Raw genomic sequence first — 24,469 nt, forward strand, 5'->3', positions numbered from 1 at the left:
TCCTTAGTTCTGCAGAATCTGGCTGCCTTTCATTGTGACATTGCCCGATGCTTTCAAATTGATCTTGCTACCTGAAACGCTGATCTCACCACTGCTTTTCATGGTAATTTTGGCACTCCCGCACTTTATCGTGATCGAACTTTTTGCCGTCAGCTGTATCGTTTTCGCGGTAACATCATAATCCTTGGTGACACTTTCAGAATGCGATCCTTTTACCGTTTCTTTTAGATCCTTACCCACCTCCAGACTCATGCCCTTGCCAATGGTTTCCGTGTGATCTCCCTCAACATTAATAGATCGGTCTGATCCCACATCCAGGGTCATGTTTTCACCAATACTTTCCTCATGGTCTTTAGCGGTAGAAAGCGTCGTATTATTGCCAACAGTCTGATTTAAGTCATTACCAATACTTTCTGTTGAGTCGTGGCCTACGGTAATTTTTTGATCATTACCAATTTCAACAGTCTGGTCATTCTCAACTATTTCTGTCTCGTCTTTTTCAGCATGCAAGTAAAACAGCTCATTGCCTTTTTCATCCTCGAAGCGAATTTCGTTGAAATTCTCTGTGGTACCGCTTTTGGTGGACCGGCTCTTGATACCGCTATGAGCTTTGTTGGCCGGCAGGTCATAGGTCGGCATATTCTCTGCGTTGTAGACACTACCGATGATCAGTGGCCGATCCGGATCACCTTCATGGAATGATACCAACACTTCATGGCCGATACGCGGCAAAAACTGAGCCCCCCATTTCTTTCCGGCCCAGAACTGAGCTACGCGAATCCAGCAGGAACTGCTCTCATTGCCACCGCCCAGACGATCCCAGTAGAACTGAACTTTCACCCGGCCATATTCATCGGTGTAGATTTCTTCCCCACTGGGCCCCACCACAATAGCACTCTGGGTACCACGAATATACGGCTTGGGCGTTCGATGCTCCGATCTCAGTACCGTTTCTGCGGGTACACACAGAAAACGGTTGTTGTAACTGAACGAGGCACCGTTAGAACGATAACTGCCTTCACTGGCTTCATGGTACACCTCTTTGAGCACAAAATTCTTTTTCGCATCTTTCTCGAGATGATGACGCCCCACCGTAAAGGTAAAACCGGCACACATTTGAGAGTAATCACTTCCTGCCACCACTTCCGTGTAAGCCGCCTCGATTGCCTCCATACGGTTCAAGGCATAAAAGTCACCAATGCTTTTTTCTTCATACTCGCCGGGAAAGTCATAAACCTCGAACGGTGCAGAGTTCGATAATTTCAGTACTGTTTTTTGATCTGAAAGCAAAGACGTTGACGGGGTCAGGAAGTTATAGTCCGTGTGGCTGACTTTACCGCTGCGGAAATTATATTCACGCTGCCAACTATTGATACTAAAGTCCCCGTGGGTTCCATCTGTCACATCAATCGCATCGGCCGGAACAGAGTCGTAACCTTTAACATAATCACACAACACCAGTGTGTGGGTACCATTTTCATGCTTGAAATAATAGAAAATACCTTCTTCTTCCAATAGCCTGCACACAAAATTGAAATCAGATTCACGGTATTGAACACAATAAGTACGGGAAGCTGGCGAGCCTTGAAGTTTCCATTGGTAGTCGGTAAAACCCAGGTCTGAAAAAATCGACTCAATGATATCCTTTGCCGTTTTCTCTTGGAAAATACGGCAATCACTGCGGTAATTCAGGAGCTGGAACCAAGGCTCAATCACCATTTTGTATTCGCGGTATCGCCCATCCAGCATCGGCCCGGTACCAAACCGGGTAACGATGCCATTGAAATAGCGTATTTCACCATCGGAGGTGTTGATACTGACTGTAACGGCCTTGCCGATGAGTTTGGTTTCGTCAATACCATCCTGTTCGGACAGGGCGATAATTTCAAACTTGAATGTTCTGGATACAGCCTCAACGCCGGCAAACCGCTGGATGACGAGCACATCATCCCCCAGGGGCGTTCCAAGTTTAATAAACTGACTGTCTTGCTTTAAGGCCATTTCCATTCACCTCTGGTAAATCGGGTTGTTTGCGCACGGCTTCGGTGATTCGCTAATGTGGTTGGGCCTGCCCGCAAAAGGTGTTTACTTTCGCTATCCGGGCTGCCCAATACGATGTCTATGCTTACCAATAGCGCCGATGAACTTGAGAATCCCTCAACGATGTCAAATTAACTTGATCCGCTTCACAACAGTGCGACACAAAAGCTGATTATAATTCGTTGCACGTACAGGGTTAATGGTAGCTGTTACTGCGCAGAAAAAAAGGTGTAGGAGATTAAGGTAGATTCTTAGCTGCAAAATGTCCTACAAATCGTTATCATTGAGCACACTGAAAACGGCCTTACCACTCTGGCCATGGGACAAAAGTATTTTTCGAAAGGAGATCGAAATGCCAGTATCAGTTTATATTAATATGCGGGGATCAGTGCACAAAGGCAGTGGTGGCATGAGCACGGTATTTCCTGATGTTTGCAAGACCCCGAGCCCGGGTGGCCCCATCCCAATCCCTTATCCTAATCTCGGGCAATCCTCCAACACATCAAAAGGCACCACCTCGGTCAAAGTTGATGGCCAAATGGCGATGTTCAAAACAGCACAATACAGTACGACCTCTCTGGATGAGCCTGGCACAGTTGGTGGTGTAGTCAGTGGAGTTAACAAGAGTACTGCAGAATTTATGTTGTATTCTTTCGATATTAAAATGGAAGGAAATAATTCGGTTCGCATGGGCGATATGCTATTACAGAACAAGAAAAATATTATGGGTTGAGGATGTTACATGCAGGATGCAACTGACTACCTTCCGCACATTCTGGAAGCCCACTACGAAGATGCCTGTTTTTTGTATCTACAGTGGTGGCATGCAACTGACGGAGACGCGCCGAACTCTGAATTTGCCAACCGTCTCGCGTTCAGGCTCAAGGCCAATCTGAGTGGCCTCATGCTACAACCAGACTTCAGTCTTGACCGGGCTTTCGGGCAGATAGAAACTGCCGACCCCGGAGAGTGCTTTGTTGCGGCATATCTTGCCTTTCGGTGCGGCAATATCGATCAGGTAAAAGCAATTATTGCGGCGGGAAACTCCGATATTCAGAATTACCGGGCCGTTGCAGACGGGCTGAGTTGGGATCGGACCCCGGTCAGCGAAACCTGGATGGAAAAACTGGCCACATCCCAGAAACCAGAGCTCTGTGCGCTCGGCACTTACAGTAAAACGAGTCACCAGCCCTACGCCAGGGCAGAGTCGGCAATACTCCAGAAACTCAGCCTGATACAGTCAACACTGCCACTACCCGTTACTTCATTATTACTGGCTGGATTACTCCGGGCTCCCAGTGTAGCGGCAGTTACCATACTGCGACAGCGACACACCACGGATGTTTCATTCTATAATATTCTTCTTCTGGAAACCCGGATCACATTGGGTGATACCACTGCTTGTGCAGCCTTTCATCCCTTCATTGTAACGGCCAACCCATGGCGGGAACGGGCGATACGATTTATTTTTCCCCACCTGGAACACGCGACGGCCAAGCAATGGATAGATGAACTCCGACGGCAAAATCAATGTGATCGAGTCACACTCATCGCAATTGGAGCATTGCGGGAACAGGCATTGTTGCCGTGGGTGATTCGTAAAATGGAGGAACCGGAATATGCCAGGATCGCGGGACAAGCATTCAGCTTGATACTGGATCTGGATTTAGCAGCAGAAGGCCTCGCACTCTCCAGCAATGACTTCGACAACAGCTGGTTTGAAATTGAAGGGGATGAAGAGCTTGACTGGCCAGACGTAACAAAAATAAAGCAGATATTTTATCGCGAACCGGCTCTAGCAAATGCTTAAATGCCTGGCTCACATTGAACTGCTACGTTCTCAATGACACAGCCACCGCGCCACGTAACCCGAAGTCGGATGCGGCCCAGGTCAAGATTGGCCCGGAATAATACTGGTTCAACAATCCCATAGCCGATAAGCCAATAAGAGTGGGTGCTGTCGCAGCGCCCAGTTCACCGTATCCATCTGCTGGATGTAGCATTTGGCTATGCTCCAAAAACTTTTCATTAAACCGAATCGAGCTCATACCCCATTCTTTGATTTGCTTGCTTTCACCATTGTTGCCGCAACAAACGGTAGCTATGGGTTCCGCTAGAGATGATATCGCCCCATCGAAAGCTTGTGTGAGTCCACCAGCCAAGCAGGACTCTGCACTGTAATGATGTCCCGGCTCCTGACCAATCCCTACTGGTCCCAGGAGAATATGACTGGTTTCAGGCTCGGCACTGACTTTTTCGATAATTAAAAAAGCGGCACCTTCCCCGGGAATAAATCCTTCGAGCGAGTTCAGTGTCAGCAGCCGTTGCTCCCGAAGTAGCATTGACAATAAGAAGCCATCAAAAAATGTATCGACACCACCAACAACGACTGCCGTTCCCCTGCCCGCGTCCAAATATTCGAATGCTGCCTTTAAAGCCAGGTAACCCGAGGCTTTTCCCTCTGGGAAAACTTCACTGTTATCGAGTTCTATCGCCTCGGCGCCTTGACTCCCGAGTACCAAGTGCAGGTCTCGGATAAAGGGCTCCAGCAGAGGAAAGCTACGGGCATCACGGCGCTCTGGGGCTCCCAGAAACAACGGTAACTGCGCGGTATACGCGCGGCTCTTCAGTACATCCTGATAGGCTAACACGGCCAACTTGAGCATACGCTGGTAACGGGATGAGCGACAGGAAAGATCTACACCATTGAGTACAGGAAGAACCGCATCCGGTATTTGAGCGAACCGTACCGGATTCTGTCGAAGATCATGAAACTGGCTGTCAGAAAATGAACTCAAGCCGGCAGCCACTGCGCACAAGACCGGTTTACTGCCAAGTCCAAGGGAATTCGCAATCCCGATACCAGTAATTTGATAATGCCACACCACAATTAACTCACGTCCACATCGGTGACCATAACCCGCCAGCCATCTTCCGGTCGATTTTCACTCAGTGCATCGACCAGTGTTTCATTCACGATCAGCGTATCGGGGCTCTCCAACATGCGGAACATTTTCAAGCCAGCGAGTTTTTCCCCGATCAAAACCACCTCTCGAAAAGCGACCAATGGCGTCTCCATGTTATCAATTCCTGCGGACATCAGCTCATCAAACGAGGAACGCTGCATATCAGCGGCTTTAACCAAACCAACCACATTAAACGCGAGATAGTTATCCCACTTTTTGCCTGATATCGGATTCGTGATCAATGCCGGGAAGAGTTCAAAATTATCAATGCCGACGGAGGACATCACCCCGGCCATTTCGGGGCTAATCAAAGGAACACGATTGCCAAATAGATGAGGCAGCGGAACATCGTCGGGATAATTCACTTCAAACTCAAGAACGGGCAACGTGTCGTGAATTACATGTCCGGTCAAAAATGAGGTATGTCCGGGCAATACCGGATTTTGGGTTACGCCGTAATCTTCGAAGTGATTGCGACTCAACTGGTAGTAATTCATCATAACACCCTTCGTCTAGCATGCGTGCAGACAGGTTTGTGATAATTCAATGCATATTTTGAAATAAAAATACGCCACGACTGACGCGAGCCGGTAATTTCCCGCTGTAAGTGACTGGACAGGCGATCCAGTGCATCATGAACTTTGTAGGTCGCCTGCGGCGTCTTTTTCTCCGGCTCACAAAGAAAGCAATGCTGACTCCAGGCATGCATACGGTTACTCATTGCCTCAAGTTTTTCGATGATGTATTGGTCGTAACTAAAATGTAAGCTCCCTTCAGGGTCATCAGAATCCTTGATATTGTGAGGACCAATATGAATTTGCGCATTCGCATCATCCATTACTTTTTCCGCCAATTCCTGACGCTCGTCATCCGAAAGCACATTTTTCCTGGGCCCCCATGAGCCCACATGATCTTTGGGTACTGAAGGGGCCCAGAAGCCATTTCCAGTGGAATTCACGGAATAACCGGTATCTTTCTCATTTTTTGCACTGGCCAGAATCCAGTCTTCCATGGCACTGCCTTTGAGCGCCTGATTACCACTGATCAGGTGATGCGCCTGGTGGGTATACCACTTGGTTTTGTCTTCTTTTCGAGGTTTTAGTGCAGCCTGCTCCTGCTGATAACCATCGCGGCCGACTTTCGCAGTTTGAGGCCGCGCACCGCTTTGCTTGGAAGGCAATGAAGCGGGGTCTTCCATGATCTCGGCAAGCTTTTTTGAATTGTTTTCCGCCCCCGGATACGTCTTGTATTCCTCTGGTTCCTCGGGCGGACAAAACGGACACTTTTCTTCCGGCTCAGAATGCTTGTCCGGGGTGGTGATTGGTTCACCGAGTTCGGCCATAATTTTAATCCGTTAGTGTTGTAATCCATCCATTGGAGCGCACTTGTTTATTCGACATAACTCAAGTGATCCATATGGCGATATTTATGGTTAAAGCGACTGTAAAGCCACCTGGATTCTCTCCACCCTGGAAACCTGACGTTCACAATCAAAAACGCCTTTCCAGACCAGACAGAGCGCATTCTCAAAAGGTTCGATTAAGACCGTTTCAATGACCGGATCAACCTCTCGATAGGTGCCATCAAGTTTCACCTGAATCCGTGGACGACAAATGGGTAAGCAAAACTCCATTTCAGGCTCGGGAGCGAGGTTGTGCAAGCCAACTAATTCCCCCCCTTCGATGGTTGCCTGAGGATGTGATAATCCAGCTGCACCCACTTGAAAAAAACGTTGATCAAAGTCATCCGGTAACAAAGGCGCTCGCTTCTTCTGCCATAGTTCATCGTAGGTTCCAGCAAAGCCTTTTCTGGGTGACCACATGGGCGGTACTGCCGCCAGGCAGCATGGCTCCGGTTGATCGGTTACATGCTGGATCAATGCATCCGGCTGCTCGATATTCGGCAGGGTTAGACCGTTGAATTCTGATTTTTTTTTACGTTGGCCCGCAAAGCCTTTGCCGATAGGGTTCTTCGCTTCATAAACTGCTGAATCCGGCCCCAACGCCAAATCCTCGCGAAAGTGGTGCACACCACCGAAGGCATGCTCATAAATGATGGGCATGGATAGAAAAGGCTGGGGTTTCGAGATTGTTCCATCATTCCAGGTACGATCACCAAATATCTGCAACCGTTTCTCGATGCCACCCACCGTTATCCCTGCCATTAAACTGCGAACCGGCTGCTCATTTGGCGCGAGTGCATTTCCGATATAGACGATATCTACACCGGGCTTTGGCAGAAGGATGTCTGAAGGGTATTTCAAGCTACTGGCCTCAGGGTCAGCAAAATACTCATCACCCATTTGCACGGGTCGCTGATTTTCCGAAATCCTGACTTCAGGTAGAATGTCAAACGTCGCTTTGATCGCCACAACTAGCGTATCTCTTCCATCCTTGGATTGGGTCACCATCATATCGACAGAGAAAGGCGTTTCATTCTCCAATTGCAACATGGCCTACACCTTAATTCAATTGAATCGCCCCACCCTTGATACGGTGAGCGCCTGCTGCTCGACTCAGAATATGCTCGCCACGAATCAAAATTTTACCCTCCTTATTCATGGAGATACTGGACTTGCCACAGGTGATGGTGATCTCACTCGCTGCGGACAACTCGAGTTTATCCCCGTTCACGCGTACCTCTGGCGCGGTATTTTCGTTGCGGCCCAAAACGGAACCGGGATGATCAGACAACAAACCGACAGAGGTCGTATTTTCCAGCACTTGATCCAGGCGAGACGAGATAACCCCGATAATGATCGGTTGTTTCCCGCGATTACTGGCAAAGGAAATCGCCACTTCCCGGCCTTCCAAATCAGGGTGTAATTCGACGGTACTGATGGCTGCCTGGGGAGTAGACAAGGTGCGCCGATCATAACTGACCAGGGCGAGCCCGTCGCGAAAGCCCACAATTTTTCCAACCACAACCCCCGATTGATGGTGTGTGGAATGATGCGGATCGGCATCCGAATCGGTGTGCTGAAAATTTGTCTGCTGAAAAGTTTGGCGCTCCATGAATCCACCCTGCCTAAGTTAATCCGTCACTCTAGTTAATTTTTGCCTTGCTGCCCTTGAATACACCTGTGGCACCACCGCCTTTTATCGTAACGCCACTGCCATCAATGACCACTGAGGATGAGCCAACTTTCAAGGTGATTTTGGATTTTCCCGTGATCGTAATATTGTTAGCATCATGGGTGAAGTTTCCAGAAACATTCTCGGACAAATTGCCGCTGACACTCAGATTGTCATTACCGGACACGCTGGTGGACTGATTCGCCCCCACCGAAATATCATGATTAGCGGACACATTGAGGGACCGGTTATTGGATACGGTGATATCCATATTATTACCCACACTTTCTGTATGATTATTGCCGGTATCCAGAGACTTGTTATTACCCACGGATTGGGTGAGGTCATTGCCAATTGATTCAGTGGAATCGTTCCCTACCGTGATGGTTTGATCATTGCCAATGTCAACGGTCTGGTCATTTTCCACAATTTCTTCTTCATCTTTCTCTGCATGCAGATAAAACAGCTCTTGTCCTTTCTCGTCTTCAAATCGCAGTTCATTGAAATTAGCCGTTCCGCCACCTTTGGTAGAGCGGCTCTTGATGCCACTATGATCCTTGTTAGTGGGTAAACCGTAGGGCGGCATGTTCTCGGCATTGTAAACACTCCCCACGATCAAAGGACGATCCGGGTCACCTTCGGTAAAATTGACCAAAACCTCATGGCCAATTCGGGGAATAAACTGCGCCCCCCAGTTTTTACCCGCCCAAAACTGGGCAACCCGAATCCAGCAGGAGCTGTTCTCATCATGCTTACCCAATCGATCCCAATAAAACTGGACTTTTACACGACCAAACTCATCGGTGTAAATTTCTTCGCCGGACGGACCAACCACAATCGCACTTTGATTCCCACGAATATACGGTTTCGGCGTGGTACGCGCGGGGCGAAGAATAACCTCTTCAGGTACACAGACGAAGGTATTGTGATAATCGAATGATTCACCATTGGAACGGTAACTGCCTTCGCGGATGTGGTGTACAACCTTGGTCAAGACATAGCCTTTTTTAGCATCCTGCTCGGCATGGTGACGATTTACGTTAAAGATATAACCGGCAGTCATGTGCATGTAGTCACTGCTGGCAGAAATTGAGGTGTAATCCGCTTCAATGGCTTCCATGCGATTACGGGCGAAAAAGCCCCCAATCGATTTGTCTTCATATTCTCCAGGATAATCGTAGACATCATACTGGGCAGTATTAGCCAGCTTTAACAAGGTTTTCTGATCGGTTAACAAAGATGTTGCTGGTGTTGTAAAGTTGTAGTCGGAATGACTGACAACACCACTTCGAAACTGGTAATCATGAATCCAGTTCTTGATACTGAAATCCGCATGGCTGCCATCAGTCACATCCAAGGCATCAATTGGTACCGCTTCATAGCCCTTCAAGTAATCACACAGTACCAGTGTATGCTTTCCGGCTTCATGTTTGAAAAAGTAAAAAATCCCCTCTTCTTCCAAAAGCCGGTGTACAAAATTGAAATCAGATTCCCGATATTGTACGCAGTATTCACGTACCGCAGGCGTATTCTGCAGTTTCCATTGAAAATCGGAAAACCCCAACTCGGAAAAAACGGATGTAATGATGTCTTTGGCGTTTTGGTTCTGGAAGATTCGGCAATCATAGCGATATTCCAAGAGAGAAAACCAGGGCTGAATCCTCAGCGAATACTCCCGATAGCGATTCTCAATCAATGCGCCTACCGAAAAGCCGACCACAATACCATGGTAATAACGCGGATCCGTCTTTTTGGTCTCAACCGAGACACCTACTGGCTTGCCAATCAAGGTCGTCGCGTCAATGCCGTCCTGTTCAGACAGGGCCCGCACCTCGAACATAAAAGGTCTGGAAACAGATTCGGTGCCTTTAAATTCCTGAATGACAAGTACATCCGGACCCAAAGGGGTTTCCATTTTTAAAAACTGGTTATCTTGAGCTAAGGGCATGTCCTTTTACCTCGATATAATGTCGATGCGTGTTCCTATCGCGGCACAGAGTAATCCGTCTCTGAGCGCACGAAATCCAGTATGCGAGATTGAAGCGTTGCTAACCGGAAGCTGTTTTACTGCGAACGCAGCCATCCAAAATCAGAGACTGCGTACAAACAGATGGACTGTGGAAAAACAATACGATTACCAAGCGGCTGTTATGGTAGTCAGATTTGATGCATAAAAAAAGGGCTTTATTACAAAAGTGATGGTCAAGTCGCCTTTGGTCGAATAGCGAACTCAAGTCAAGGGAACCAGCAACCGGCCCTCACCGACTTTAATCACCCGACCGCCAATGCGACACTGGGTCTCCTTACCTTTGCGCTTGTCGAACTCTGCATGAATAACACTTTTACGCGTATTCAAACTCCCCCGATCAATCGAAAACGTATGCGTACCTTCCGCAGTTTCAGGCAATTGCGCGAGATAGGCGATAAACTCGGGAACCGCGCTCCCTATGGGTGGATAATCATCCTGAGCAAGATAGGGATTGATCAAGCGACCATGAAAATCAGTCATACCGGATATCGAGCCGGGAGAGAATAAAAGTATCTCGGAGGCATAGATATCGGACAACAGGCTGGCCCATTGAGCCTTCACCAGATTTGCAGCAAGAATATGTTCAGGTTTGGTCAGAGGCACAATCAGGATCGGATGATCAACCGAGACCAGCAACGGTTTATAGCGACTGTAGGTAAAGTGTTTTTCTTCCACCTGCAGCGCTTGAGCAATACGGGACAACTCCGGGGTATAGGCATCCAGAGTCGGCCTTAACAAGCATTTATACTGAATACTGTCCGCTCCCTGAACCGTTTTATCAATAAAACTTTCAATCTGTTGCATCTCATCTTGTAACCGCAGCACTGAAAACGAGCCTTCATCATGGGTCAATCCCGTTTTCTCTGCCACAAACGAAGCGGCCAAAATGGTATGCGCACCGAATGCCACAGGCCCACGATGATTGTAAACACTGAAGGGATGTTCAATATCCTTGCGGTTCACAAAAACCGTCTCCGTTTGCCTGAATTCTCCGGCAATGGCGGTTCGCATGTCTTCCGACAACGCATCATCGGTCTCTACAACCGGAATTTGCGTGCCCTGAAACGGCACGTCCGCAAAAACATCTAACAACGAAAATGTTACTGGCATGATCTGGCCTCTAATTGCATAAGTATCATACAAGCGTAGACGGTTTTACTGAAAAACGTGCACAGTCTCCCGATATCTTATTCCTTATTCGATGACCAGGAACCTCTATGGTCGTAGTCGCAGTCACCGCGTGGATTTCATATACAGTGGTTTGTAAACACGGAGAGGGTATCGCGTATACGGCTCAAATCATGAAGATATTTTGTTAACCGCCTTTTTCAACACAATAAACAGCACAACACCAATGATCAGGAGCATTTCAATCGGAGCCACGAAACCGACGAAGATCACCATTTTATAAATCATTAACGTCGCGAGACAGACAAGCGCAATTAAGGTCATCAAACCCGATAATTTTCCAAATCCGGGCAGCCGTTCAAAATCGACCTTACGGCGTACCAGATAGAAGACACCGCCCATAGATAGCAACGGCAAAAAATAGATTAGAGCATTCACGCTCAACAGATTTCCCCGCAAAAAGAACAGGGTGTAAAACACCAGAATCGCAGAAAATATTCCCGGGACCGCAGCCCCGTAGATCACCATGGAATAGGCATAATCGAGCCATTGACGCCGCAATGCAGGAGTATAAAAAGCACCGATCACAGCAGCCAGACTTGGCAGAACTAAAAAGTAGCTCATCACCCACGGCCAATATTGAGTTAAAACGTTGAAAAACGTATTGACGCTCACTGCTTCAGGCCCCTTGGTGGCACGCTCATTAATTTTTAAACTATTCGTTAAAGTCTAGCCCGATCTCCCAAAAGCCTCTAGATCAATTCCGCCTTTTAAAGCTAACTTTCCAGCAGCACCGATACCGGTAACCGATCATGTACCACATGGTAATCAACATCGAGCCTGGATTGATTGAAGCGGAATCAAAAACACTGGGAATGATCGCCACTAAGATAGTATCGCGCGACCTCCAGCAAGTTCGGATCGGGCACTAGTGATTTGCAGACCTTGAGCCCTGCTGAATCAATTGAGTAAAGTCTGATGCAGGGATTGCCGGACTGAACAGGAAGCCCTGAACGGTATGACAACCAATCTTCTTCATAAACTCCAATTGCGGACGGGTTTCCACCCCCTCAGCGGTGACATGTAAATTCAGGCTTCGCGCCAGAGAAACAATGGCATGCACAATTTTCTGGGTGTCTTCGTCCTGATTCACCTTCAAAGTAAATGATTTATCAATTTTCAACGCGTTAAGCGGGAGCGCGTGTAAATACCCCAGGGAGGAATAACCGGTACCAAAATCATCAACTGAGAGATCTACACCCAGATCATGAATTGCTCTGAGCTCATCAATCATCGCGGCGGAGTCCATCAGCATGATGCTCTCCGTGATTTCCAGTTCCAATCGTGTGCCAGCTAACCCAAATCGATCCAGTAACCCTTTCAGCGTACCCGCCACACCGCTTTCGGTGAGCTGCCTGACACTGAGATTGACCGCCAGCTTGAAGTCTGCGGGAAGCCCCCCACCTTGCCAATCCCGAATTTGCTGACAAGCGGCTTCGAGAACCCACGCTCCGACTTTTTCAATCAATCCCATTTCTTCAAGTTTGGGTACAAACAGTTCAGGCGAAATAAAATGACCCTTTTCATCTCGCCAGCGGAGCAGCGCTTCCGCCCCAACCACCGTTTCCGTCTCAATGTCGATTTTGGGCTGGTAAAAAAGCTCGAACTCGTAATGTTCGATCGCGTTCCGGATTCGGGACTCCATTTCGAGCGTTTCTTGCGCTTCCTGTTGCATCTCATCAGTAAAAAACTGATAAGTATTTCGACCCAGTTTCTTCGCCCGATACATCGCCAAATCTGCACATCGCATCAAGGCTTCAGCGGAGTCTGCGGATTGCGGAAAAATTCCGATCCCGATACTGGCCGCAATGCGAATGGAGTTGCCCCGAATACGGAACGGGTCACTCAATATCGAGAGCAATTTGTCGCACACGATCGCAGCGTTATGGGCCGAACGACAATTAAAACTTTCCAGAATGATGGTAAATTCATCGCCTCCAAAACGGCTAATGACATCACCATCACGCACACAAGAACTCAGCCTCTGTGCGACTTCCTGCAGCAGACAATCACCAATTTCGTGCCCCAGATTGTCATTCACCTGCTTGAACTGGTCCAGGTCAAGAAACAATAAAGCCAAGGGTTGGCCACTGCGAGATGCCCGGGCAATGCCCTGCTGCAGCATGCTGGTAAATGCATAACGGTTGTATAACCCGGTCAAGCTATCATATTGCGCCAGATGAGCGAGCTGTTCCTCTGTTTTACGGCGTTGTGTAATATCCTGAAACGCAATAACAACGCCAATAAATTTTCCATCATCTTCAAGTGGCGTGGCCGTAAACTCCACAGGAAACAAACGCTCGGCACGGTGCCAAAACACGCCGATTTCTTCATGGTGTGGTTCCCCACGGGAACAGGCACGGAATATCTCGGTATCAGTCCAGGACACCTCATTGGCATCCGAGTCACCGGCATACATTACTGACAGTATACTGTTGCCCAGCAACCCCCTTTCACTCTGATCCAGGAGTTTTTCTGTTGCCGGGTTGATGAAGGTGATTTCACCTTGATCATTCAGACCGATAATACCTTCCCCGATGGAATTCAGGAGCAGCTTGTTACGGTTTTCCAGACGCTGGATATCTTCAAGGGATTGCTTGAGTTGGTAGCGTTGCCGCTCAAGCTCAATAAAAACTTTGACTTTGCTGGCAAGTGAATGGGGCTGAATCGGCTTGAACAGGTAATCAACAGCACCAAGTTCGTACCCTTTGAACTCAAAATCGACGCTGTAGTCCGCAGCGGTAATGAAAATGATCGGGGTTGTCTTGGAGTCATCATTGATCCGCATCAATGCCGCCGTTTCAAACCCATCCATGACCGGCATCATGACATCCAGCAACACCACCGCAAAATGATGTCTGAGGGTAAGTGAAAGCGCCTCATTGCCATCCAACGCATTGTATATCTGTGCGCCTGCTTGTGCTAACACCCGTTCGATTGACCGATGGTTTTCCGGGCGATCATCCACAATCAAAATCTTCGGTCGAGGGGCGGACCTCTCTCCGGAATTTGATGTCGGGCTCTTTGTGTATTGCGTTTCCAGCATCAGCTCATTCCTTTTCACACCGTCCGAAACTACGAAAACTCAGCTGGCTTTCGGCCTAGAGTGACTCGTACCTTTTAGTGGTATGGGACATCAACCAAACTGTGAACTTCATCCCAGTTTTTGCGGAATATTTTCACATTCGAGTTTACCGCTTTAAACAATTGACTTGTATTAGCCTTTTGTAAGGATTCTTTGTCCCCCAGGCATAAAAAGCCTCCGGGATACAAACTGTCACCAAACAAAGTCAGAACACGGCTCTTCAACGTATCCGCAAAATAAATAAGTACATTGCGACACAAAATGACTTCCATCTCACCAAAAATACCATCACAGGTTAAGTTATGGTGAGCAAACGTAATCCGGCTTTTCAACTCATCTTTAACCACACCCCGACCATAAGCAAAATGAAAATAGTCATCCAGCTCTCGATTACCGCCGGATGCACTGTAAGCCTCACGATAATTCGACAATGAGTCCCTGCTGTATATTCCTTCCTTTGCCACTTTCAAGTTACGGTGATTGAAATCCGTAGCGTAAATGATCGCACGCTCGTACAGCCCTGCTTCCTGCAACAGTATGGCCAGGGAATAAACTTCCTCACCACTTGAACACCCTGCGTGCCAGATTTTGAAAAACGGAAATGATTTCAAAACCGGAAAAACCTCATCACACAGCGCTCGATAAAACTCGGGATTACGAAACATGCCCGTAACAGACATGGATAAATCCGCCATAAGACAATTGAAATGCAAGCTGCTGCGAATAATTAAAGGTATGAGTTCAGAAATGTTTTGCAACTTCCAGACGGCAAGTTGCTTGGACAGTGCGCGCAAAAGACAGGATCGGGTATAACCACTAAAATCGTAACCATAGCGACGATGAATCACCATCATCAATGCATCAAGCTCAATATCTTCCAGTTCAGACATCAGCATCCATCCCGAGCCACAACACAACCTGAGGCCGAAGCAAACGCTGGCTAATCTTACGCACCGCTGCCATGGGACTCAGAACTACGATTGACCATACGGTTATAAATTCGGCCAACCGACACATTGCAAAATTGGACAATGTTTATACAAAATGTAGATTAAAGATTCGAGAATAACAACTGCCAATTTGCATTCTGCACGGTCAATTTCAAACCGACCCTAGTGGTATAGCCATACTTTCATCATCGACATAAGACTGTTCATATTCACGGGCTTCGCCATGTAATCGTTTGCCCCGGCTTCAATGCACTTGCGTCGGTCATCCGCCATTGCTTTTGCCGTAAGCGCAATAATCGGGATACTGTCGGAGATATCGGCCCTGATCCGTTGCATAGCCTCGTACCCATCCATCACTGGCATCATAATATCCATCAATATCAAATCGACATCACTTTCGGCCAGAAGTTTCTCCAGCGCTAACTGACCATTGTCCGCCATGACAATGCGCACACCATGCTCCCGAAGCATCTTTGAAAGTGCATAAGAGTTTCTCAAGTCATCATCCACGACCATAACCTTACGCCCTTCAAGATTTCCGGGGGGAAGTGGGTCATTGGCAACGTCAGATTGAATGCTGGGGGGTAAACGGTCATCAATGCTGCGAAGAAACAGCGTAACTTCCTGACTCAATTGCGCTGGTGAGTGTCTGCCTTTGAGTACGACTCTATCGGAGTATCGTTTTAGCTCATTAAACTGCACCTCACTGAGTGTGTCCTCTGTATAGACGATTACCGGCGGTAGATTCAAATCCGTATCTGCATCAACTGTTTTCAAAAAACCAAGGCCATCAAAATTTCCCAGATCCAGGTCCAGGTCCAGAATGCAGCAGTCCATGGCCTCGGCTTGTAAAAGATCAAACGCAGCCTCCGGGGTCGTGGCAACATGAATCTGTAAATCACTCAAGTTTAGGCTTTGATTAATCTCCCGGAACGAGGTGCCATCATCAATGACAAGCACATGCTTGATGCCACGCTGCAACAACGTCTCAAATCGGGCAAATAACACTTTGAGTTCATCCAGCGCAGCGGGTTTTCGCAAAAAACCGATTGCACCACGGCGTAGCGTTTCAATATCAACATCTTCCCGCCCCGAAACAATATGCACCGGTATCTGACGGGTTACCGGTGATGATTTCAATGCTTCAAGAACCTGCAGGCCATCGGTATCCGGCAATCCCACATCCAGTACAATGCCGACGGGTGATAGCACCATGACTTTCATCAACGCATCCATACCGCTCGCAGCAACATGTGGTGTAAATCCACCCTGAATGGCCAGGCGCGATAACGTCTGGGCAAAGTCGGCATCATCTTCGACGATCAATAGTGGCTTCTCCGCCGGCATGGCCCCTGCGGTTCGCTCAGTCAGGGGCGTATCAGCCGATGCGTCCACGGTTTGCGAACGACACGCCCCCTTGGAATCCCTGAGCAAAGGGATTTCCGGTGCTGATGCAGGCGCTCGAAGCGGAATACTCAACGAAAAAGTACTCCCGCGACAAAGTTCACTGTCTAGTGCGATCTCCCCCCCCAACCTGGACGCCAGTTCGCGGGAAATCGTCAGCCCCAAGCCCGTTCCACCATAGGCTCGACTGGTAGACCCATCCGCTTGTTGAAACGCATCGAAGATGACTTTCTGCTGCTCTGCAGACACGCCGATACCCGTATCGGTTACATGGAAAACCACACCATCCGCGGTGCGACTGACCGCTAAAGACACCTCACCGGCGCGAGTGAATTTAAATGCATTAGACAGCAGGTTACGTAAAATCTGCTCCAGACGATGTTTATCGGTTTGTATCGACAAGCCCACAACGTCATCGTGCAAATGCACCTGAAAGGCCAGATCACGTTTTTCGGCCTCGGCCTTGAATTGTTTACGTAAACGTTCTGTTAATTCTGAAAGTGGGGTATCTTCCACCACGATCGTCAGTTTACCCGCTTCAACTTTGGATAAGTCCAGAATGTCGTTAATCAAGGACAACAGGGACTGGCCACTATTATGAATAACGTTTAAATCTTCTACCTGCTCATCGTTCAGATTTTTCAGCTTGTTGGAAGCCAGGGATTGAGACAGTAGCAATAGGCTGTTCAACGGGGTGCGCAACTCGTGGGACATGTTGGCCAGAAATTCGGACTTATACTGACTGGTCAGGTAAAGTTGCTCAGCCTTTAACTGCAACTCTTCGCGAGCAGCTTCAATCTCCATTTTTTGTGTTTCTAAATCCTGGGTTTTTTGCTGCAACTCCAGATTGGAGTGCTCGAGCAGATCTTTCTGTGCAGTCAAGGCCTCTTCGGACTGCTTCAGCGCCTGAGCCTGGGCCTCCAGAGCCTCATTCGCCCCTTTTAACTCATCCTGCTGAGCTTCCAGCTCAAGGGAGGTTTGTTGCGAAACTTTGAGCAAGTGCTCCATCTTGTCCCGATCCAGAGCGGAATTAATGCTCACTGCAACAGGCTCACTGATCTGTTCAAGCAAAGCCAATTGCGTTGAATCAAGCGCATCAAAAAAACCGAGCTCCATAATGCCTTTCACTTGCCGTTCATATATAAGTGGCTGCAAATAAATATGACGGGGGCTCCGGCTTCCGAGCCCGGTCGAGACCTGAAGATAGTCACCCGGTAGATCAGAGATGTGTTTGCGCTCGTGATCAATCAAAACCTGACCCACGAGCCCATCTCCGGCATTGATATCGGGATTGTCATCGGCATCGAAAACACAGGCATAACTGCTAGCGCGCACGACGACTTTGGGGTCTTGGGCAACATAGATGACACCAACGAGCGCGCGTAAGTAGCGCGCGAGAAAAGTGAGTGAATTGGTAGCCACTTCGCTGAGGGTCAGGCCCCCCCGAATAACCCCGGCAAGATCTGCAATTCCGGTTTTAATCCATTTTTCCTGCTCACTCTGCTGGTTAAAACGCTTTAGATTCGACACCATGAGGTTAAGGGGTTCTTCCAGTGTGTCGTCTCCCGATTGCCGATTGTAAGCCAGCGTAAAATCGCCATTCGCAGCGGCGCTCACCACTCTGGATACCTCAGCAACAATCTTCCGGGTTAGCTCGCCTTGCGCTCGAATCGTCTCCATACTTTGGGAGGCATAAACATGCATGACGATATTGGTATCCAGCTGCGCCAAGCGGGAGAGAGACTGCAATAACTGAAAACATTGGTCGGCATCCGACACCACCTCCCTGGCACGATTTGCGAGCCAATCCTGACAAAAATTCATGCCGGCAAGATAGGCGGAAACAGGCAAATTAATCACCGCATGAACCTTGCCCACTACGATACGACGTTCTACGTAGTCACTGTCCACAATGCCTTTGAGGAAATCTACCCAGTAGCCTGATTGAAGGGATTTTACCCGGGGCGGGACACCACCGGAGAAAAAGCTGGAAAACCAGGGCTCATGTTCGAGCCAGTCATAGAAATCGTGGATCAATGCCTCAACACTGACCTCCTGAAGTACACCAAATGCCCGGATACGGGCAAGATCGTCTTCGTCAACCTTGAATTGACGTAATAACTCCTCAACGGCGACCGGTTCAAATCCCATAAGGACACTCCATGAAAACAAGCGGCTCGCTCCGTAGTATCAGGAGCAAGAACTCTCACCTGATATCATAGTTGAATATTCTCAAGCCTGAGCTAATTTTCAGGAGTATTTTGTTTCTAGGAGAAACCGGCCTCTACAGAACGTGTACAGTAGTCTAGAAAAAATCAAAATGTTTCTGTCGCTGCCGGATACGTTCTAGAAGCGTTTCCTCTGAGTCAGACAAATGGGTTGATTCCTGCGTAGAATCCCAACCATCAAAACGCACCAGCGAATCGAGCGGTAAACGTTGTCGCCAGCCTTTTTCCGCCAATTCCGGAGATCGGTAGAACCTGGACGTGTAACCAAGGCAAAGATAGGCAACGGGCACGATATTCTGAGGGATTCCCAAAATATCATGAAGCGCCTGCCGCTGGATAATACTGACCCAGCCCACCCCCAAACCTTCAGTGCGAGCCGCCAACCACAGGTTTTGCACCGCACAAACGGTGCTGTAAAGATCCATTTCCGGGGCGACCGTGCGTCCAAGAACAACTGGCCCGGCGCGGTTTCGATCACAGGTCACACAGATATTAAGCGGTGCATCAAGAATGCCTTCCAACTTCAGCGAGCGGTAGAGAGACTGTCGTTCCCCTTCAAATTGTTCAGCCGATGCTTCATTGGCTGAGACAAATGCATCATAAATCTGTTCCCGCACCGGTGAAGAGCGAATCACCAGGAAATCCCAGGGCTGCATAAACCCAACTGACGGCGCATGATGGGCCGCCAGCAGTACTCTGGCCAACACATCTTCAGGGACGGTCTTGGCCAGAAATTCCGAGCGCACATCGCGTCGTTCATAAATCGCTTTATAAAGCCCGGCACGATCACCATCAGAAAACCGGCCTGGTGGTGTATCGTCCAATTCCGGACTTGATTTTGCTTTGTGCCTGGGCAGTTTAGTCGTTAAATTTTCATTCATTTTTACTGATCATTCTGGGGTCTGAATTGAAATACCGTTCGGTACAGGATAGCGCGCTTAAGCATAGCACGGCTCCCGGTATTCAGGCTTAAGGGCATTTAGGCTTAAAGACATCCGGGCTTGAAGACATCCGGGCTTGAAGACATCGCCTGATAGACCGCACATTTTCACAACACTTGACGATTCACCACAAAATAGCAGGACCCGTTCACTGTAACAATTTGTAATTCCCTGTATTTTGCACATAAATTCTAATATGCCACCCATAACAATCAACAAGCCACGGACTACACCGGGAGAGAGACACGTGAGACCAATCAGAAACACTATACCGCTGCTTATTCTGATCCTTTCAGCCATGCTGCTGAACTCAGGATGCTCAAGCATGACTGCCGCGATGAAAGCCAGTCCCTCGCTCACCAACGCAATGGGCATCGCTTCAATTCCTCTGGATGAACTCAAGAAAAAATATACCGACGAACGATCACAGTTTATCGAAATCAATGGCCTGAACATTCACTACCGTGTGGAAGGCGACGGCGAACCGGTGGTTTTGGTGCACGGTATTGTATCATCACTTCAAACCTGGGATGACTGGGCCACTGAACTGCGTAAATCCTACAAAGTGATTTCACTGGATGTTCCGGGATATGGCTTAACCGGCGGTCCTGAAAATGAAGATGACTTCAATGAGGAGTTTCTGATCAATACCTTCGCAAAGTTTATCGATGTACTGGAACTTGATCGTATCAATCTGGCGGGCAACTCACTGGGCGGATACATTAGTGCCCAATATGCTTCCCAGTACCCCAATCGCGTAAAAAAGCTGATTCTTCTTGACCCAGTCGCTTACCCCCAAAAAACGCCCTGGGTAATGGACTTCGCAACATTACCGGGCATAAAGCAAATGGGAAAACTGGTCGCGCCACCACTGTTAGTTACCGCCAATGTGGAAGATACCTACGGAGATCCCGATCGCATCCAAGAGCAACACATGGCCCGTTATGTTCACATGTCGCAACGACCCGGGGCGAAAACAGCCTATATCAAAACATTTGAAATGCTCAAAGCGCGAAGTACTCAGGAGGTACCCATGCCTTTTCACAGCATTACAGCCCCGACCCTGTTAATGTGGGGCGGACGGGATGCTTGGGTACCGGTTGAACTCTCGCAACGCTGGCAGGAAGATATCGCCCATGCACTGTTAAAGGTTTACCCCACTGCGGGTCATATGCCCATGGAAGAAATACCGGAAATAACCGTTAAAGATGCGATGGCCTTCCTGAATGGTGACTCGATTGAAACTACGGACTACGCAGCCTTTGCAAACAGTAAAGCCGCCGATCATCTGAATTAGAATGGTGTGAACGAAAGGCTGTTCCAGCCAAAACCTGCACCAAGGCAACAGTAGAGTCTGAGAAAAAAAAGGGAAAAATGAAATTTTTTTGAGGGAAAGGCGAGCTGACTAACGCTACTAGAAATATCACGAAGACAATTGTTTGTTTTGTGATTCTGTCTTTCCCATGAGCAACCTTTGCAGGGGCAGCCTTGCCCCCTTTTTTTCTCGGCCAATCTTCCTTAATATCCAATCACTTCTGCGCGATAAATCACAAGCAACTATAAGCATTTTGACCTATAGTTATGGTATTTTAATGATTCTGACACCTGAATTTACCCTGTCGGACAAGGCCAAATGAGCGGCCTCTGGTGGCGCAGCACACCCGACACATCCAATTTACTCATTTATTTACTCATTTAAATGAGTGGAATCGTCCACGAATAACGCTTAGAAATAGCAACACTCATTGGCGGATCAAGCGTTAACAGGTATGAATTCAGGATTAAACGAGCAAATTTTCAATCGAAGACCGTTTTGCAAGGATATTTGTATGAAGCTGGTTTTATCAGTCATTACCTGTCCTGAAGGTTGCGGCCTGGAAGGCCAAACCGAGGAATTTGGAGAATCCGGGGGCAGTTTTGGTCGCGGGCCGGCCAACCAATGGATATTGCCGGACCCCAACCGCCATGTTTCATCAACCCATGGACGCATCTGTTTTGAAGCCGGGACGTTCTATATTGTCGACTCCAGCACCAATGGCATTTATTTTAACGACGACGAATACCCACTGGGGCCAGACAACAAACAAGTCCTGACTGATGGTGACCAACTTCTTTTCGGGGACTACACGTTACAAATCAGTATTATCAATGCCGAACAATCCGCTATTGCATCAGATGAAACTCTGGGATTTGTTGCCACTCCCGAAGCAACCTTTGCCGGCCAAGAGGGTAAATCGTTTGATGACCTGGACAAATGGCTGGAGCCCATGCAACCTCAGGAGCCGCCTCCGGGGCCATCACTGCAACCCTTTTCCGGCTCCAGTTCCAGCTCCAATAGCGGCCTGGACGACAGCCTATTCGGTAACCTGAATCACAAGCCGACATCCGAAGACCCGCTCGCTGCCTTTGATGGAGCCTCAAACTCCGGCGATGATTTAGCCAGCCAGGGGTTTCCGTTTGAATCGCAAGGTATTCCTGATTCATTCGACGGAGGCATGCCCGACATGAATCGGGACGTGATCCAGTTGCCAAGCATACAGTCGAATGCCCCTGTGGATGACCCACTTGCTGCAATCGGTACGAATGAGCCACCAATGCAAAAGTCGCCAGTTCCAGCCCCGGCATCATTCACACCGCCGCCCCTGGAGCAACCGGAAACCAAGGGTGATGCAATGGCAAGTGAGCTGGACGACTTTCTGGGTGGCGTTGAACGGTCAGTTGAAAAATCAGTAGGGCAGTTAACCGGTCAATCACCACAAGTCTCCACCGAATCATCACCGCTCACGTCCCGAGAAGACATGGCGGATGAACAAGACCCGAACCGGACCCAGCTGAACCCGATGGCATTAAAGGCAGGCCCGGACGGCGTTCTACAGCCCCAATACCGCGCGTCTGAAACCTCATCCACAACCGAAGATGCCGTAACAAAATTGCAACCCGCTGTTGAGACATCACCTTCGAAGCCTACAAACAGTGTTGCACCTGATGAACCTGTTGCACCTGTTGAATCTGTTGAACCTAAAAGGGAAGCGTCGATCTCCGATGCAAAACAGGACATCCCCGACTCTTTCCTGAATGATCTCGGCCTCGATCAAACTGAAGCGCCACCTGCGGTCAGTGTTGCCAAACATGATACAGATGAGCAAATCATTGATCCCGCAGCAGAACTGGACGAATTGCTCAAAGCGAAACCGGCAGATGCATTCACATCTTTAAGCGACGCAGAAAAAGACGCGATCCTGAGTGAAATAAAACCAGTCGGCCCGTCAGCATCGAAACCTTCCGAACTCACAAAGTCATCCGGCACCCCCACCATTCCACCCGGGGTTTCCATGCCGGAACCCCCAGTACATGCCAGTAGCCCGGAGAACAGTAATACCGGCCAGATACTGGCGGACAAACTGGGGCTGGAAGCGCTATCGGAAAAACAGCAGGAAGTGCTCCCGACGGTTGTTTCCAAAGTTGTAAAAGAAACCGTAAAAGGCATGATGCAATCTCTGCGAGCCAGAAATGAAATAAAAAGCGCGTTTCGCATGAATATGACGATGATTCAGGCGGCAGAAAACAACCCGCTTAAATTCTCGGTCACGCCAGACGATGCGCTTGAAAACATGTTTACCAAAACAGGGAAGGCTTACTTGCCACCAGTGGAATCCATTGTCGATGGTTTTGCCGACATTGCAGATCATCAAATTGCCCTGTTTGACGGAATGCGATCGGCTTACGACAGCATGCTCGAAATGTTCAATCCGGAAAAACTGGAAGAACGCTTCAATAGCCGTAAGGGTAAAAATTTTATGGGCATGCGCAAAGGTAAGAACTGGGAATCATACCAGGACTTCTACCAGGATCTGGCACAAGACAAGGAAGACACATTCAAGCGATTCTTCGGTGAGATATTTGCCGAGGCCTATGAACGACGAATGCATGAACTCAAGGCTGCACGAAAGGGGAAAACACCTGGAAGATAAACCATAATCAAAGGATACCTTGGTCGAATAAGGCCTGCGAGGGTGACTTTAGCACCTGCATCAGTACAATGGAGTTCACACTAATTTGTTGTTAGACAGAGGGAAATATGCGTCACATGTTTAGTCAAAATATTCGAGCCATTTTTACGATTGTACTGGCAGCGATGCTGCTGTCATCCTGTGCTTCATTCCGGGAATTCATGGGTTTCGATACAGAAGCCCAATTAAAATTCAATATTTCCAGTGCCGTCAACCCGGACACCAACGGCAGACCCTCTCCAATTGTTATCAACCTGCTGTTTCTTAAGGATAACCGACAATTTGAGCAGGAAGATCTGATTTCACTGTTGAGTAATGCATCAGAACGACTGGGTAAAGACGTAATCGATACCGTTCGATTGAAAGAGTTTATACCCGGAGAAGAACGCATTGAAACGTTCAAACTGTCCAATGACACGGCCTATATCGGAATTCTCGCGGAATACGTGCAGTACCAGGATGCAGAGGCCAAATTGATTCTGCCGATTGAAGCACACACCACTAATAAGTATTTCGTCAACATTAATAAGCTCTCCATGTCTGAGAAACACTAA

General features: G+C 48.4%; 18 protein-coding genes. 5 read left to right on the forward strand and 13 right to left on the reverse strand.

The window, feature by feature from the left end; all coding sequences use genetic code 11:
• Positions 1-3: 3 nt before the first annotated feature.
• Positions 4-2,001, reverse strand: coding sequence for a type VI secretion system Vgr family protein (locus OLMES_RS23960; RefSeq protein ID WP_087464653.1), 1,998 nt, complete (start codon positions 1,999-2,001; stop codon positions 4-6).
• A gap of 391 nt (positions 2,002-2,392) precedes the next feature.
• On the opposite strand from OLMES_RS23960, the gene OLMES_RS23965 reads away from it, so the two are divergent.
• The gene (locus OLMES_RS23965) at positions 2,393-2,773 is read left to right on the forward strand and encodes a PAAR-like domain-containing protein (protein WP_087464654.1); all 381 of its coding nucleotides are present in this window, start codon (positions 2,393-2,395) and stop codon (positions 2,771-2,773) included.
• Between the two features lie 9 nt (positions 2,774-2,782).
• On the forward strand, positions 2,783-3,850 hold the full coding sequence (locus OLMES_RS23970; RefSeq protein ID WP_087463570.1) for a hypothetical protein: 1,068 nt from the start codon (positions 2,783-2,785) through the stop codon (positions 3,848-3,850).
• A 22-nt stretch (positions 3,851-3,872) separates the two neighbouring features.
• Here OLMES_RS23970 and OLMES_RS23975 read toward each other — a convergent pair whose 3' ends face one another.
• The 12 genes from OLMES_RS23975 to bluB all read right to left on the reverse strand — a co-directional run bounded on the left by OLMES_RS23975 (position 3,873) and on the right by bluB (position 19,845).
• Positions 3,873-4,838: a hypothetical protein gene (locus OLMES_RS23975; protein ID WP_157678518.1), complete on the reverse strand. Its 966-nt coding sequence runs from the start codon at positions 4,836-4,838 to the stop codon at positions 3,873-3,875.
• Positions 4,839-4,930: 92 nt separating this feature from the next.
• The gene (locus OLMES_RS23980) at positions 4,931-5,506 is read right to left on the reverse strand and encodes an imm11 family protein (RefSeq protein ID WP_157678521.1); all 576 of its coding nucleotides are present in this window, start codon (positions 5,504-5,506) and stop codon (positions 4,931-4,933) included.
• Complete coding sequence (locus OLMES_RS23985; protein ID WP_087463573.1) at positions 5,503-6,348, reverse strand: AHH domain-containing protein; 846 nt, start codon at positions 6,346-6,348, stop codon at positions 5,503-5,505. The genes OLMES_RS23980 and OLMES_RS23985 overlap by 4 nt, the downstream gene beginning before the upstream one ends.
• Before the next feature lie 90 nt (positions 6,349-6,438).
• Positions 6,439-7,458 carry a DUF2169 family type VI secretion system accessory protein gene (locus tag OLMES_RS23990; RefSeq protein ID WP_087463574.1) on the reverse strand — a complete coding sequence of 340 codons (1,020 nt, stop codon included), beginning with the start codon at positions 7,456-7,458 and terminating at the stop codon, positions 6,439-6,441.
• Positions 7,459-7,468: 10 nt separating this feature from the next.
• Positions 7,469-8,020, reverse strand: a complete 552-nt coding sequence (locus OLMES_RS23995; protein WP_087463575.1) for a DUF6484 domain-containing protein — start codon at positions 8,018-8,020, stop codon at positions 7,469-7,471.
• 31 nt (positions 8,021-8,051) lie between these two features.
• Positions 8,052-10,028 (reverse strand): type VI secretion system Vgr family protein, encoded by a 1,977-nt coding sequence (locus tag OLMES_RS24000; protein WP_087463576.1) that lies wholly within the window; start codon positions 10,026-10,028, stop codon positions 8,052-8,054.
• 282 nt (positions 10,029-10,310) lie between these two features.
• Positions 10,311-11,219 (reverse strand): PhzF family phenazine biosynthesis protein, encoded by a 909-nt coding sequence (locus OLMES_RS24010; protein WP_232465195.1) that lies wholly within the window; start codon positions 11,217-11,219, stop codon positions 10,311-10,313.
• 189 nt (positions 11,220-11,408) lie between these two features.
• The gene (locus OLMES_RS24015) at positions 11,409-11,912 is read right to left on the reverse strand and encodes a hypothetical protein (protein ID WP_087463578.1); all 504 of its coding nucleotides are present in this window, start codon (positions 11,910-11,912) and stop codon (positions 11,409-11,411) included.
• A gap of 253 nt (positions 11,913-12,165) precedes the next feature.
• The gene (locus OLMES_RS24020; RefSeq protein WP_087463579.1) at positions 12,166-14,343 is read right to left on the reverse strand and encodes a putative bifunctional diguanylate cyclase/phosphodiesterase; all 2,178 of its coding nucleotides are present in this window, start codon (positions 14,341-14,343) and stop codon (positions 12,166-12,168) included.
• Positions 14,344-14,417: 74 nt separating this feature from the next.
• Positions 14,418-15,272, reverse strand: coding sequence for a CheR family methyltransferase (locus tag OLMES_RS24025; RefSeq protein ID WP_198343107.1), 855 nt, complete (start codon positions 15,270-15,272; stop codon positions 14,418-14,420).
• A 222-nt stretch (positions 15,273-15,494) separates the two neighbouring features.
• On the reverse strand, positions 15,495-18,887 hold the full coding sequence (locus OLMES_RS24030; protein WP_087463581.1) for a response regulator: 3,393 nt from the start codon (positions 18,885-18,887) through the stop codon (positions 15,495-15,497).
• 154 nt (positions 18,888-19,041) lie between these two features.
• Positions 19,042-19,845, reverse strand: coding sequence for a 5,6-dimethylbenzimidazole synthase (gene bluB / locus OLMES_RS24035; RefSeq protein ID WP_087463582.1), 804 nt, complete (start codon positions 19,843-19,845; stop codon positions 19,042-19,044).
• A 385-nt stretch (positions 19,846-20,230) separates the two neighbouring features.
• Here bluB and OLMES_RS24045 point away from each other — a divergent pair, with 385 nt between their 5' ends.
• The 3 genes from OLMES_RS24045 to tssJ all read left to right on the forward strand — a co-directional run bounded on the left by OLMES_RS24045 (position 20,231) and on the right by tssJ (position 24,469).
• Positions 20,231-21,202, forward strand: coding sequence for an alpha/beta fold hydrolase (locus OLMES_RS24045; RefSeq protein ID WP_087463584.1), 972 nt, complete (start codon positions 20,231-20,233; stop codon positions 21,200-21,202).
• A 532-nt stretch (positions 21,203-21,734) separates the two neighbouring features.
• Positions 21,735-23,876: a type VI secretion system-associated FHA domain protein TagH gene (gene tagH, locus OLMES_RS24050; RefSeq protein ID WP_198343108.1), complete on the forward strand. Its 2,142-nt coding sequence runs from the start codon at positions 21,735-21,737 to the stop codon at positions 23,874-23,876.
• Between the two features lie 116 nt (positions 23,877-23,992).
• The gene (gene tssJ / locus OLMES_RS24055) at positions 23,993-24,469 is read left to right on the forward strand and encodes a type VI secretion system lipoprotein TssJ (protein ID WP_157678527.1); all 477 of its coding nucleotides are present in this window, start codon (positions 23,993-23,995) and stop codon (positions 24,467-24,469) included.

The organism is Oleiphilus messinensis (assembly GCF_002162375.1).
Lineage (GTDB): Bacteria > Pseudomonadota > Gammaproteobacteria > Pseudomonadales > Oleiphilaceae > Oleiphilus > Oleiphilus messinensis.

Bases quoted from the DNA above. Each gene is read 5' to 3' on its own strand.
- bluB (WP_087463582.1), bottom strand. From the start codon at position 19,845: ATGAATGAAAATTTAACGACTAAACTGCCCAGGCACAAAGCAAAATCA.
- OLMES_RS24020 (WP_087463579.1), bottom strand. From the start codon at position 14,343: ATGCTGGAAACGCAATACACAAAGAGCCCGACATCAAATTCCGGAGAG.
- OLMES_RS23970 (WP_087463570.1), top strand. From the start codon at position 2,783: ATGCAGGATGCAACTGACTACCTTCCGCACATTCTGGAAGCCCACTAC.
- OLMES_RS23985 (WP_087463573.1), bottom strand. From the start codon at position 6,348: ATGGCCGAACTCGGTGAACCAATCACCACCCCGGACAAGCATTCTGAG.
- tagH (WP_198343108.1), top strand. From the start codon at position 21,735: ATGAAGCTGGTTTTATCAGTCATTACCTGTCCTGAAGGTTGCGGCCTG.
- OLMES_RS24025 (WP_198343107.1), bottom strand. From the start codon at position 15,272: ATGTCTGAACTGGAAGATATTGAGCTTGATGCATTGATGATGGTGATT.
- OLMES_RS23980 (WP_157678521.1), bottom strand. From the start codon at position 5,506: ATGATGAATTACTACCAGTTGAGTCGCAATCACTTCGAAGATTACGGC.
- OLMES_RS24030 (WP_087463581.1), bottom strand. From the start codon at position 18,887: ATGGGATTTGAACCGGTCGCCGTTGAGGAGTTATTACGTCAATTCAAG.
- OLMES_RS23965 (WP_087464654.1), top strand. From the start codon at position 2,393: ATGCCAGTATCAGTTTATATTAATATGCGGGGATCAGTGCACAAAGGC.
- OLMES_RS23990 (WP_087463574.1), bottom strand. From the start codon at position 7,458: ATGTTGCAATTGGAGAATGAAACGCCTTTCTCTGTCGATATGATGGTG.
- tssJ (WP_157678527.1), top strand. From the start codon at position 23,993: ATGTTTAGTCAAAATATTCGAGCCATTTTTACGATTGTACTGGCAGCG.
- OLMES_RS24010 (WP_232465195.1), bottom strand. From the start codon at position 11,219: ATGCCAGTAACATTTTCGTTGTTAGATGTTTTTGCGGACGTGCCGTTT.
- OLMES_RS23995 (WP_087463575.1), bottom strand. From the start codon at position 8,020: ATGGAGCGCCAAACTTTTCAGCAGACAAATTTTCAGCACACCGATTCG.
- OLMES_RS23960 (WP_087464653.1), bottom strand. From the start codon at position 2,001: ATGGCCTTAAAGCAAGACAGTCAGTTTATTAAACTTGGAACGCCCCTG.
- OLMES_RS24045 (WP_087463584.1), top strand. From the start codon at position 20,231: ATGACTGCCGCGATGAAAGCCAGTCCCTCGCTCACCAACGCAATGGGC.
- OLMES_RS24000 (WP_087463576.1), bottom strand. From the start codon at position 10,028: ATGCCCTTAGCTCAAGATAACCAGTTTTTAAAAATGGAAACCCCTTTG.